The following is a 12,393-nucleotide window of genomic DNA, read 5'->3' as shown; positions in this document are numbered from 1 at the left end:
TTATCTTTAATATACAACATATCTAATTTAATTTTATTTTTCTTCTATTAAGTCTAATTCCACTTTTAGGTTATTAATTATAAATTCTTGACGTAGCGGTGTGTTTTTTCCCATATAGAATGCTAATAATTCTTCAATTGACATATTATCATCCAGCATAATGGGATCTAAACGAATATCGTCTCCTATAAAATGTTTGAATTCATCTGGCGAAATTTCACCAAGTCCTTTAAATCGGGTTATTTCTGGTTTAGGTTTTAACTTTTCTATGGCATTACGCCTTTCTTCGTCAGAATAGCAATAAATAGTTTCCTTCTTATTTCTAACTCTAAATAATGGTGTTTGGAGTATGTACAAATGCCCTTCTTTAATGACTTCAGGAAAAAATTGAAGAAAAAATGTAATGAGTAGCAAACGAATGTGCATTCCATCAACATCTGCATCGGTAGCAATTACAACATTGTTGTAACGCAAATGTTCTAATGTTTCTTCAATATTTAATGCCGCTTGTAAAAGATTAAACTCTTCGTTTTCATAAACAATCTTTTTGCTTAATCCGTAACAATTTAAAGGCTTTCCTTTTAAACTAAAAACAGCTTGGGTATTAACATCGCGAGATTTAGTTATGCTTCCAGATGCTGAATCTCCCTCAGTAATAAATAAGGTGGTTTCTAGATTACGCTCATTTTTAGTATCTCCAAAATGAACACGACAATCGCGTAATTTTTTATTATGTAAACTCGCTTTTTTAGCACGGTCTTTTGCTAGCTTTCTTATTCCTGATAATTCTTTACGTTCACGTTCAGCTTGTAATATTTTACGTTGAATTTTCTCTGCCGAATCAGGATTCTTATGTAAAAAATTATCAAGATTTCTTTTTATAAAATCATTAATATAGGTTCTCACCGTTGGCAAATCACCACCCATGTCTGTTGAACCTAGTTTAGTTTTTGTTTGACTTTCAAAAACAGGTTCCATAACTTTAATAGCTATGGCACTTACAACAGATTTTCTAATATCTGATGCATCATAATTCTTCCCGTAAAACTCACGAATGGTTCTAACTAAAGATTCCCTAAAGGCATTTAAATGCGTTCCACCTTGCGTTGTATTTTGTCCATTAACAAACGAATGGTACTCTTCGCTATACTGTGTTTTACTGTGTGTTAACGCTATTTCTATATCGTCACCTCGAAGATGAATTATAGGATATAACCGGTCTGATTCATTAATATTTTCACTTAACAAATCTTTTAGTCCATTTTCGCTAAAATATTTTTCTCCATTAAAAACTATGGTTAAACCTGGGTTTAAATACACATAATTTTTAAGCATCTTAACAATGTACTCACTTCTATATTTATACTTTTTAAAAATGGCATCATCTGGAACAAACGATACTTTGGTTCCTTTACGTCGAGAAGTATCATCAAGCAAATCTTGATTCATTAAATTACCTTGCTCAAATTCCGCGGAAGCGCTCTTACTATCACGAGTTGATTCCACTCTAAAATAAGATGATAAAGCATTAACCGCTTTCGTACCAACTCCATTTAATCCAACCGATTTTTTAAATGCTTTAGAATCGTACTTCCCACCAGTATTCATTTTAGAAACGACATCTACCACTTTACCTAATGGAATACCCCGACCATAATCGCGAACAGTAACTTTCGTGCCTTGAATAGAAATTTCAATGGTTTTACCGGCACCCATAACATACTCGTCAATCGAGTTATCAAGTACTTCTTTTAGAAGAATATAGATACCATCATCTGGTGACGATCCATCACCGAGTTTTCCAATATACATGCCTGGTCGCATGCGGATATGTTCTTTCCAGTCGAGTGAGCGTATATTATCTTCGGTATAATTAGATTGTACAGCCATTAAAAAGTGAGAAATTAAATGATAGAAGGCTAATATAGTATTTCAATACAAAAAATGAAATAGTGCCTAAACAAAGTAATTAACAATAAAAATACAACATTGTTGAGAACATTTATGCACTCTGTTTACTTTTTTTTAAGGATCGCTAAATAATAACAATTATTACTTTTAAAGCACGGGAGATTTATAAATAAATTAAAATTTCTTTTGGAGAAATTGCTATAATAATAATGAGCTGAATGGCTTCAATATAGTCCTATTTATCAGTTACTATTTTTAAAATTTCTTTCTTTGAAGCATAATAATGTTTGTATTATATATAAAGAAAAAAATGTGCGAGAGCAAAATACTCAAGATATCTATGTAATACTTACAAGTGCGTATTGCATTTCTGGATATTAAAAACGAACTTCGCTTATAGACTGATATTAACCGCTGTTGTTGTACCGATATTTGTAGTGATTGTTTCAGTAGTAAAAGGTTTTCTGTAATTAAAGTTGCCTAGTGTTATGAAACAAAACCTATTATATACTTTTATATATTCTATTTTACTGATTTCTTGTAAAGCATCAGAAAAGGGAGTAGATGAAAAATGTCCACATTATATTTCAAAGAGTATTAAAAATACAAAAATTGATCAATTCAAATATATTGTAAATGAAGACACTCTCACTTATAATGAAGTCAAATTTTATTGTGTTTACAATACTTCTTGTTATACAAAAAAAATAATGTTTGACAATTTTGGAAAATGGAATAGAGAAATTCACTCAAATGGCGAAAAGCATCCTATCCTTTTGTGGGAAGATATAAAATTGTTCGAAAAAGATTCTACTCTTTTTACAATTGCAACATTAGGTGATGAAAACATAAAAACAATATATGCTTCATTTATGGCATTTGATAATGAGGGAAATGACTTATTGAAGAATAATATTTATAAAGAAAAATTAATTAATTATTTCAAAAATTTAATTGATAATAGTAATCCTGATAAAGGAGCTTTTTACGAAACATATTGGAAATCAGTTAATAGTCACTCAATGAAAAAATAAGTAAATCTCTACTTCATATATTTTCCCTTCTTACTCCCCTCATACATCACATATTTAACTAAGCGCGCTTCCAACTTCGCATTAAATAATTGTATTTTTCTTGAAGGTCTTAACCCAACATGTTTTAATGCATCTAAATTAGAGGTAATAAACCAAGCATCGGTACTTGGATAACTTTGCTTAAGGGTATCTCCAATTTGGCTATAAAATTCTTGCATATCTATATTTAAACGCTCGCCATATGGCGGATTGAACACCATATGTAGTTTATCTTCTCCACCTTTTTGGGTTTTAAAGAAATCTTCGTGTTGCACATGTATAAAATCATCTAACTGTGCATGCTTTATATTTTCTTTGGCTTTGTTTACAGCACTTGGTGCTTTATCGTAGCCTGTAATTTTATGATGAAAATCTCGTGTTTTTTTAAGTAGTGATTCTTCAATTTTTTCAAATAACTCCACATCCCAATCATGCCAACGCTCGAAGGCAAATTCTTTACGCATCAAATTTGGTGGAATATTGCAAGCTATCATCGCCGCTTCAATAAGCATGGTGCCAGAACCACACATAGGATCCATAAAATCGCTTTGACCATCCCAACCAGATAACATCACTAATCCTGCTGCCAATACTTCATTTATAGGCGCAATATTTGTGGCTGTTTTATAACCACGTTTATGTAATGAATCTCCCGAAGAATCTAAAGATATAGTACACTGCCGTCTATCGATATGAACATTTATTTTTAAATCTGGAAATTTTAAATCTACGTTGGGGCGCTGTCCATCGGTCTCTCTAAACTTATCGACAATCGCATCTTTTGTCTTTTGAGCTATGTATAAGGAATGTGAAAACAAATCGGAATGAATAGTGGCATCTATTGCCAAACTACCTGTTGGTTTTAAATAAGCACTCCAATCCATGTCATAGATTTTATCGTACAAATCTTTTTCACTATTAACCCTAAAAGAATGTATGGGTTTTAATATTTTAATAGCAGTACGCAAACCCAAATTGGCCTTATACATAAAACCTTTATCCCCGGTAAAAGATACGTTACGCACACCTTTCTTGATATCTCGAGCACCCAACTGTAATAGTTCGTTTTCTAATAAGTCTTCAAAGCCAAATAATGTTTTGGCTACCATCTTGAAATTTTCTTCCATTTTTTTCGTCTGATACATTGCAAAAATAACGTAATTTTGCGGCAAACGTTAAAGTTTATTGACAATTAGGTTAGGGATTGTAGCGGCATCCTTTTTAAAATACTGAATCGTCATTGCGAGGCACGCTTTTTTGCGTGACGTGGCAATCTTATAATCGATAAAAAGATTATCACGTCGTTTCACTCCTCGTAATGACAACACAAACTTTTAAAAAGATATAGCGAAAAGCCCGACCACGCCAAAGCGTGGGAACCACCAAAAAAATATATGAGTACAGACACCACAAAATGGTTTACCTCTTGGTTTGATACACCATTTTATCATATTTTATATAAGAATAGGAACGATTCTGAAGCGCATGCATTTATGGATACGCTTACAACATACTTAAATATTCCTGAGGCTGGTACTATTTTAGATTTGGCTTGTGGGAAAGGAAGGCATGCACGATATTTAAACAAAATTGGTTATGATGTCACTGGTGTAGATTTGAGTGAAAACAGTATTAAATTTGCTAAGCAATTTGAAAATCATAGACTACATTTTGATGTTCATAATATGTGTAAACCTTACAATAAGGAGTTTGATGCCGTGTTTAATTTGTTTACCAGTTTTGGATATTTTGATAATGATGAAGACAACTTAAATACAATTAAAGCGATTAATGCTAATTTGAATGAATTTGGGTTTGGAGTTATCGATTTTATGAATAGTGAATTTATAATTGATAATTTAGTTTCCGAAGAAGTAAAAACCGTAGACGGTATTGATTTTAATCTAAAACGTTATGTTGAAGATGGTTTTATTATTAAGGATATAAAATTTAAGGCGCTTGGTGAGGATTTTGCTTTTATGGAGCGTGTTAGAGCTTTTACTTTAAAAGATTTTGAAGTGCTTTTTGAAAAAGCCGATGTGCATTTACTGGATGTTTTTGGTGATTATAAATTACGTAAGTTTGATGCCAAAACATCAGAACGATTAGTAATGATTTTTAAGTAGGTTGATAATTCAACGAGTAATTATTTACTGTGTTTGACAATTATTTTTTTAAATGAATAAATATCTTTTTCCTTTATACGCTGTAATTTTAGGTATTATAATTGCAAAATTATCTAAAAACAAAAAAAGTTGGAATACGAAGCTCTTACTATCTTTTAGTGGTGCTTTTTTATTGGCGTTAACCCTTTTCGAGTTATTACCAGAAGTATACAATCATTTAGACACGAAATTAACTGGACTGTTTATTATGTGTGGCATTTTGCTTCAAATTATTTTGGAGTTATTTTCTAAAGGTGCAGAACACGGACATGTGCACATACATAAAAATGAAACAACGTTTCCTTGGTTATTATTTATTAGCTTATGTATTCATAGTTTTTTAGAAGGTTTCCCAATTCATGAGCATAACGATATGGTTTATGGTGTCTTAGTACATAAAATACCTATTGCAACCATTGTGAGCTTGTTTTTGTTTCAGTCTGAATTTAGTGTCACAAAAATTATTGGGTTTTTAGTTGTCTTTGCTGCAATGACACCTTTGGGAACTTATATTTCGAATACTGTTGACTTAAGTATCCTATTAGCTCATAGCATTAATGCGGTTGTTATTGGTATCTTTTTCCATATTTCTACAACTATTTTGTTTGAGAGTGGCGAAGGTCATAAATTCAATCTGTCAAAGTTTATTTCTATTATTTTAGGAGTTGGAATTGCTTACTTCATATAATGTTTAGTAAAGAGGAATCGCGTTTATTACGACAAGAGTTTTGGATCAGTTTTGGGAAGTCATTTCCTAGAAAATGGATTCTATACAATACAAAACTTAAAGGGTTTAATTTTAAATTTCATTTTGACAATAAAAACGCATTGGTTGCTTTAGATCTTGAGGGCAGCCTCGAACATCGTATTAAACATTGGGAAAAGCTCCTAGCCTTAAAATCTATTCTTTTAGAAGATTATCTTTCTGAAGCTGTTTTTGAAGAAACCTATATTCTAGAAAATAGTAAAGAAATATCGAGAATTTTTGTCCCTCTAACACTAAAAGTTTCTGTCCATAATAAAAACACATGGCGTGATGTTATGGTATTCTTCAATGAAAAAATGACTTTATTTGAAGCCTTTTTTGAAGAATACAAAGATGTTATAGACAGTTGATTAATTTTGAATTTGTTTTCAAATGAAACATGAAATGACTAGATTTACTTGCAAAACCACAGCATTTGAATTCTAACACTATATCTAATGGTATTTTAAGAGCAGTCGCCATTATTTTAGGTATTGCTCTAGTTTTATATTTTCTATATCAAATACAATCTGTTATAGGTTATGTTGCTATAGCTGCTGTTATATCTTTAATTGGTAGGCCTATCGTACTTTTTTTAGAACGCCGTTTAAAGTTTAAAAACACCATTGCGGTTATTGTCACTATGGTTTTATTGTTAGGGGTTTTTATTGGTTTGGTAGGCTTATTTATTCCTCTAATTATTAAGCAAGGGCATAACCTTTCTCTGCTTAATATTGATGAATTACAGCGTAATATAGAGAATTTATATAGTGAAATTATCACCTATTTCGATTTGCATCAAATTGATGTGGAGCAATCTTTAAAAGAATCTAATTTACTGTCTAAAATTGATTTCGGTTTGATTCCTAACTTTTTAAACTCTGTAGTTAGTGGTTTAGGTAGCTTTAGTATTGGTTTGTTTTCGGTGTTATTTATTTCCTTTTTCTTTTTAAAAGACAGTAAATTATTTGAAAATGGTTTACTCACTTTTATTCCAGATAATAAAGAATCGCATTGGAAAAACTCTACAACAAAAATAAAAGATTTACTGTCAAGATATTTTGTTGGGTTAATTTTTCAAATTTTCATTCTGTTTATTATTTATACCATTGGACTTTTAATTATTGGTGTTGAAAATGCTATTGTCATTGCTTTTTTGTGCGCACTTCTGAATTTAATACCATATGTAGGCCCCTTAATAGGTGCTTTTTTAATGTTAACTCTTACTATGACAAGTAACCTTGGAGAAAGTTTTAGCCTTGTTATTTTACCAAAAACATTTTGGGTTTTTATTGTTTTTATAATTGGCCAATTAGTCGATAATTTTGGTAGCCAACCCATTATATTTTCTAAAAGTGTCAAGTCTCACCCGCTTGAAATATTTTTAGTAATTTTAATTACTGGCATTCTATTTGGTGTTATTGGATTAATAATTGCCGTACCTGCTTATACTGCAATAAAGGTGATTTTAAAGGAATTCTTATCTGAAAATAAGATTGTAAAAAAACTTACTAAAGGCCTATAATCTTAATTTTGAATAAAAATATTTTAAATATTGACATTCAAGAATTTATAAATGCCAATTTAAATTCTAATATAAACACTTTGCTTCTAAAAGGAAGTACATTTCCTGATACTGATATTAAAGAAATTGTTGAACAAATTGAAGCAAAAAAACGCTGTCAAAAAAAGCTACCTACTTGGTCTAGTAGTGAAAATATTTATTACCCATACAAATTAAGCATAGAACAAACTTCCTCTGAAATTACTGCAAAATACAAGTCAACCTTAATAAGTGGTAATTCTATAATTGACTTAACTGGAGGGTTTGGGGTAGATTGTTTTTATTTTTCTAAAGTATTTAAAAATGTTAAGCATTGTGAGATAAATGAGCACCTTTCTAAAATTGTATCGCACAATTGCCAAATAATGAATGTTCAAAATATTCAATCAATTTCTGTTGATGGGATTGAGCATATTAAAGCGAACAAAATTCATTATGACTGGATTTATATAGATCCATCACGCAGGCATGAAGCCAAAGGAAAAGTTTTCTTTTTAAAGGACTGCTTACCTAATGTTCCTGTGCATTTGAATATACTTTTTAAATATTCAACAAACATACTCATCAAGACCTCTCCGCTATTAGATTTATCGATTGGTATTAATGAATTAAAACATGTTAAAACCATTCACGTTGTTGCTGTTAATAACGAGGTAAAAGAATTACTTTGGGTTCTTGAAAAAAGTTTTAATGGAAACATTACTATTAAAACTGCTAATTTAAAAAATCAAGACTGCGAGTATTTTGATTTATACATTAATGAAGAAAAACCAGCTAGTGCATCTTTTTCTGAACCACTCACCTATTTATACGAACCAAATTCTTCAATATTAAAAGCGGGTGCATTTAATACAGTTTCTAATAAATTAAAAGTTTTCAAACTACATAAACATTCACATTTATATACAAGTGATAACCTTGTCGATTTTCCTGGAAGGGTTTTTAAAATTGAAAAAATCATTCCGTACAATAAAAAAGAATTTAAGAAACTTAGAATTACTCAAGCAAACATAACTACACGAAATTTTACTGAGTCTGTAAAAAGCATTAGAAAGAAATTTAATATTAAGGATGGTGGAGACACTTATTTGTTTTTTACCACCGATATTAAGAATAATAAAATTATAATTATTTGTACTAAGTAGCGCAAACAAAAAAGCCTCACTATTTCTAGTGAAGCTTTAAGTGAGCCCGATAGGATTCGAACCTATGACCGCCTCCTTAGAAGGGAGGTGCTCTATCCAGCTGAGCTACGAGCCCGTAGTTTTTATGTTTCTACGAAAACAGTGTCGGGGTGGCAGGATTCGAACCTGCGACCTCCGCGTCCCAAACGCGGCGCGATAACCGGGCTACGCTACACCCCGAGAGTTATCTTTTTATATTGCGGAGAGACGGGGATTCGAACCCCGGGTACCCTTTTGGGGTACGACGATTTAGCAAACCGTTCCTTTCGGCCACTCAGGCACCTCTCCTTTAATTTTGTATGAACTTGCACTTAAATTTAAATGCGGATGCAAATGTAGCTTTTCATCTTAAAGAACACAAGCATTTTTTTTTATTTTTTCTATTTTATTCTGGATATTCTATTCGCAAATGGTAAATATTTGCAAGCTTGTGTTTTAATATCTTTTTAATGGATTCAATCTCTTTGAATGTAATATTTGCATTTAGAAATTGCTCCTCTTCAATTTGTTTATTTATTATATTTTCAACAAAGGCATCAATCTTAGTAGAAGTAGGTTCTTTTAAACTTTTGGATGCCGCTTCGACACTATCGCACATCATTAAAATAGCTGTTTCTTTGCTAAATGGCTTAGGGCCTGGATAGCTATAATCAGCTTTATTTACCTCCTTATCTAAAAGCTTCATTTCTTTCATATAAAAGTAATAAACCGTACTTGTTCCATGGTGTGTCCTTATAAAATCAATAACCCTATCCGGAAGATTGCTTTTTCTTGCAATTTCAATACCATTTATAACATGGTCCGTAATAATTCTTGCACTCTCTTTAGACGATAACTCATCATGCGGGTTAATGCCTGTGGATTGATTTTCTGTAAAATATGCCGGGTTTTTCATCTTTCCAATATCATGATATAATGCTCCCACTCTTATAAGCATCGAATTAGCACCAATTTCATTTGCGCAAGCTTCAGCCAAATTAGCCACGTTTAAGGAATGATGAAAGGTTCCTGGTGCTTTATTTGACAGCTCTTTAAGCAATTTTGTATTCGTATCAGACAATTCCAAAAGTGACACATCTGATACTAATCCAAAAATTTTCTCATAAGCATAAATTAGTGGTTGCACAAATAAAGTAGCAAGACCACATAGCACAAACCACATAAATGTTTGCCACTCAATAGTTTCTATACTTCCTTCGTGTATAACAAAAAAAGCAAAATAAGCAACAATATAAATCAGTGTTATTTGACCTACTGAAATAAAAAGATTCGCTCTTTTATAAAGTTCTGAAACAGTTAAAATAGTAACAATACCTGCTATTATTTGAAGAAACATATACTCATAACTATTAGGCACAATAAATCCTAACAGTAATACCGTAATTACATGTGCAAATAGACCCAGTCTCGCATCAAAAAATGCCTTAAAAACCAATGGTAAAATACAAATAGGAACTACATAAATGTACTTAGAATTATAGTTTACAACTAAAGTTGTAAGTAATATGATTAAAAATATATTAAAGAAGATAAATGTAACTTTAGTATTGTTTTCAAAAACATCAATCCTATACTTTCTTAAAAAAAGAAACAGCATTAGTAATGCTAAGGAAACTAACAAGGTATAGGCAAATAAAATCCAATTATAATTAGCTTCACTCCAAACTTGCGATTCGTATTCAGATTTTAGAGACTCTAAAATTTGAAATTTATCGCCTTCAACTATTTCTCCTTTAGAAATAATTAAAGTTTCCTTTTTAATACTTCCACGAGAATACGAAATACTACTCAATTCATTTAGCAGCGCCTTGTCCGTAAAGGATTTGTTAAAAACCAGGTTAGGCTCTATTAAATCGAAAAATAGTGAGATATAATTTGTTTTGTATTTACCAAGTCCCCTACTTTCTATAGAATTCCCAATTGTTGTAGATACCTCATCTAATCCTATTAAACTTGAAAAAACCGTTTTATTAATTGTTTTTCTATCATTCAAAATGACAACGGATTTGTCATCTGGAAAACTGTAATCTTCCTCTAAAACACCATATTGATAAATCTCATTAATAGTTTGTATTCCTAATACATAAAGTGCTTCAAAATCCTTTTTGGGAATAGTGTCTTTAAAAACCTTATGAAACTGCACATCATAAAGATTATCTATTTGATTATGAATAACACTATCTATACTAAAATAAACTAAAGCATTTTCTGAAATTGTTTTTTTTTCCTTCGTTATTTCAGCATCAGATTTTTTTATTGCAAAATCGAACGGTGCATATAAGTTTTCTGACTGCCAAGGTTTTCCTTTTTCAAAATTGTACTTAAACTTGCCACTCTTTGGAAATAAATACACAATTAGAAAAGTAGTACATACTAGCAGCAAGCCTTTATAAATTAAGGAGTGATTTCTGTAAAATTTATTTATAAAGTCTTTCATTAAAGAATTTCAGGTTTTTCAAATGTAGTAAAATTATAAATTTCAGGACGTTTTTATATTGAATGAATCATTGAATTTTCTACTAAAAATTGATTATTTTCGCAAGAACTAAACTTAAGAAAAAATAATGAACAAAGACGTAGTTATTGTTTCGGCCGTAAGAACACCAATTGGTAGTTTTTTAGGTGCTTTATCGACCATTTCTGCTCCGAAATTAGGTGCTATTGCCATAAAAGGGGCACTTAGCAGAATTAACCTTAAACCAGAATTGGTTGATGAGGTTTTAATGGGGAATGTTGTTCAAGCTGGGACAGGGCAAGCTCCCGCTAGACAAGCAGCTATTCTTGCTGGTATTCCAAATACGGTGCCTTGCACAACAATAAACAAGGTATGTGCTTCAGGAATGAAATCTGTTATGCAAGCTGCACAAGCTATTGCTAATGGAGACGCAAATATTATTGTAGCTGGTGGCATGGAGAATATGAGTTTAATACCACACTATTTATATACGCGCACTGCGAACAAATTTGGACCTACCACTTTGATTGATGGTATGCAAAAAGATGGATTAGTAGATGCATACGATCAAAATGCTATGGGTGTTTGTGCAGATGCATGTGCGAACGAATATAAATTCTCCAGAGAAGATCAAGATGCTTACGCTATCCAGTCTTATTCTCGTTCTGCAACTGCTTGGAATGCGGGTAAATTTGATAATGAAGTCGTAACTGTTGAGGTACCTCAACGTCGAGGAGAACCAATAATTGTTTCCAAAGATGAAGAGTATACCAACGTTAAAATAGAAAAAATCCCCACTCTTAGACCTGCCTTTAGCAAGGAAGGTACCGTGACGGCTGCTAATGCATCGACTATAAATGATGGTGCTGGTGCCATGATTTTAATGAGTAGAGACAAAGCAGAGAAATTAAATTTGAAAATATTAGCTACAATAAAAAGTTATGCAGATGCTGCACATGAACCTGAATGGTTTACTACTGCTCCAGCTAAAGCACTGCCAAAGGCTTTAAATAAAGCTGGTATCAAAATTGAAGATGTGGACTTCTTTGAATTTAACGAAGCCTTTTCGGTGGTAGGTTTAGCTAATATGAAAATTCTTGGACTTAACGATAGTAATGTTAACGTTAATGGTGGCGCAGTATCTCTTGGCCATCCGTTGGGTTGCTCTGGTGTTAGAATTCTTATTACTTTACTCAATGTACTTGAACAAAACAACGCTAAAATTGGAGCTGCAGCTATTTGCAATGGTGGTGGTGGTGCTTCGGCAGTGATAATTGAACGTAATTAGTTTTTTTA

General features: G+C 31.7%; 10 protein-coding genes and 3 tRNA genes. 7 read left to right on the top strand and 6 right to left on the bottom strand.

Translation table 11 applies throughout. The features are described 5' to 3' along the window. Positions 1–33: 33 nt before the first annotated feature. Complete coding sequence (locus tag AC2D6V_RS09205) at positions 34–1,890, bottom strand: DNA topoisomerase IV subunit B (RefSeq protein WP_484647836.1); 1,857 nt, start codon at positions 1,888–1,890, stop codon at positions 34–36. 509 nt (positions 1,891–2,399) lie between these two features. On the opposite strand from AC2D6V_RS09205, the gene AC2D6V_RS09200 reads away from it, so the two are divergent. Beyond that, positions 2,400–2,945 carry a hypothetical protein gene (locus AC2D6V_RS09200; RefSeq protein ID WP_484647835.1) on the top strand — a complete coding sequence of 182 codons (546 nt, stop codon included), beginning with the start codon at positions 2,400–2,402 and terminating at the stop codon, positions 2,943–2,945. A gap of 8 nt (positions 2,946–2,953) precedes the next feature. On the opposite strand, the gene AC2D6V_RS09195 is transcribed toward AC2D6V_RS09200, so the two are convergent. Continuing rightward, positions 2,954–4,111, bottom strand: a complete 1,158-nt coding sequence (locus tag AC2D6V_RS09195; protein ID WP_484647834.1) for a THUMP domain-containing class I SAM-dependent RNA methyltransferase — start codon at positions 4,109–4,111, stop codon at positions 2,954–2,956. Positions 4,112–4,378: 267 nt separating this feature from the next. Between AC2D6V_RS09195 and AC2D6V_RS09190 the strand changes: the two genes are divergently transcribed. The 5 genes from AC2D6V_RS09190 (at position 4,379) to AC2D6V_RS09170 (ending at position 8,603) form a co-directional block, all read left to right on the top strand. Continuing rightward, complete coding sequence (locus tag AC2D6V_RS09190) at positions 4,379–5,110, top strand: class I SAM-dependent methyltransferase (RefSeq protein WP_484647833.1); 732 nt, start codon at positions 4,379–4,381, stop codon at positions 5,108–5,110. A gap of 52 nt (positions 5,111–5,162) precedes the next feature. After that, positions 5,163–5,837: a ZIP family metal transporter gene (locus tag AC2D6V_RS09185; RefSeq protein ID WP_484647832.1), complete on the top strand. Its 675-nt coding sequence runs from the start codon at positions 5,163–5,165 to the stop codon at positions 5,835–5,837. Beyond that, positions 5,837–6,265 (top strand): DUF4268 domain-containing protein, encoded by a 429-nt coding sequence (locus AC2D6V_RS09180; protein WP_484647831.1) that lies wholly within the window; start codon positions 5,837–5,839, stop codon positions 6,263–6,265. The genes AC2D6V_RS09185 and AC2D6V_RS09180 overlap by 1 nt, the downstream gene beginning before the upstream one ends. A 65-nt stretch (positions 6,266–6,330) precedes the next feature. Beyond that, positions 6,331–7,419, top strand: a complete 1,089-nt coding sequence (locus tag AC2D6V_RS09175; RefSeq protein WP_484647830.1) for an AI-2E family transporter — start codon at positions 6,331–6,333, stop codon at positions 7,417–7,419. A gap of 8 nt (positions 7,420–7,427) precedes the next feature. Then, the gene (locus AC2D6V_RS09170; RefSeq protein WP_484647829.1) at positions 7,428–8,603 is read left to right on the top strand and encodes a class I SAM-dependent methyltransferase; all 1,176 of its coding nucleotides are present in this window, start codon (positions 7,428–7,430) and stop codon (positions 8,601–8,603) included. Positions 8,604–8,644: 41 nt separating this feature from the next. Here AC2D6V_RS09170 and AC2D6V_RS09165 read toward each other — a convergent pair. The 4 genes from AC2D6V_RS09165 to AC2D6V_RS09150 all read right to left on the bottom strand — a co-directional run bounded on the left by AC2D6V_RS09165 (position 8,645) and on the right by AC2D6V_RS09150 (position 11,079). Beyond that, positions 8,645–8,718 (bottom strand) — tRNA-Arg (locus tag AC2D6V_RS09165). Positions 8,719–8,747: 29 nt separating this feature from the next. Beyond that, positions 8,748–8,822: transfer RNA gene (locus AC2D6V_RS09160), tRNA-Pro, on the bottom strand. A gap of 20 nt (positions 8,823–8,842) precedes the next feature. Beyond that, positions 8,843–8,930 (bottom strand) — tRNA-Ser (locus AC2D6V_RS09155). A 97-nt stretch (positions 8,931–9,027) separates the two neighbouring features. Next, positions 9,028–11,079 carry an HD family phosphohydrolase gene (locus tag AC2D6V_RS09150; RefSeq protein WP_484647828.1) on the bottom strand — a complete coding sequence of 684 codons (2,052 nt, stop codon included), beginning with the start codon at positions 11,077–11,079 and terminating at the stop codon, positions 9,028–9,030. A 127-nt stretch (positions 11,080–11,206) separates the two neighbouring features. Between AC2D6V_RS09150 and AC2D6V_RS09145 the strand changes: the two genes are divergently transcribed. Beyond that, positions 11,207–12,385 (top strand): acetyl-CoA C-acyltransferase, encoded by a 1,179-nt coding sequence (locus AC2D6V_RS09145; RefSeq protein WP_484647827.1) that lies wholly within the window; start codon positions 11,207–11,209, stop codon positions 12,383–12,385. The last annotated feature ends 8 nt before the right edge of the window (positions 12,386–12,393 follow it).

It is taken from the genome of Algibacter sp. YIN40 (assembly GCF_057219435.1).
The sequence above is the reverse complement of the archived record's forward strand: the minus strand, read 5'-3'. Positions and strand labels throughout refer to the sequence as shown.

What these genes read in the sequence shown, in the direction of transcription:
- AC2D6V_RS09205 (WP_484647836.1), bottom strand. Translation starts at nt 1,890, where the DNA reads ATGGCTGTACAATCTAATTATACCGAAGATAATATACGCTCACTCGAC.
- AC2D6V_RS09200 (WP_484647835.1), top strand. Translation starts at nt 2,400, where the DNA reads ATGAAACAAAACCTATTATATACTTTTATATATTCTATTTTACTGATT.
- AC2D6V_RS09195 (WP_484647834.1), bottom strand. Translation starts at nt 4,111, where the DNA reads ATGGAAGAAAATTTCAAGATGGTAGCCAAAACATTATTTGGCTTTGAA.
- AC2D6V_RS09190 (WP_484647833.1), top strand. Translation starts at nt 4,379, where the DNA reads ATGAGTACAGACACCACAAAATGGTTTACCTCTTGGTTTGATACACCA.
- AC2D6V_RS09185 (WP_484647832.1), top strand. Translation starts at nt 5,163, where the DNA reads ATGAATAAATATCTTTTTCCTTTATACGCTGTAATTTTAGGTATTATA.
- AC2D6V_RS09180 (WP_484647831.1), top strand. Translation starts at nt 5,837, where the DNA reads ATGTTTAGTAAAGAGGAATCGCGTTTATTACGACAAGAGTTTTGGATC.
- AC2D6V_RS09150 (WP_484647828.1), bottom strand. Translation starts at nt 11,079, where the DNA reads ATGAAAGACTTTATAAATAAATTTTACAGAAATCACTCCTTAATTTAT.
- AC2D6V_RS09145 (WP_484647827.1), top strand. Translation starts at nt 11,207, where the DNA reads ATGAACAAAGACGTAGTTATTGTTTCGGCCGTAAGAACACCAATTGGT.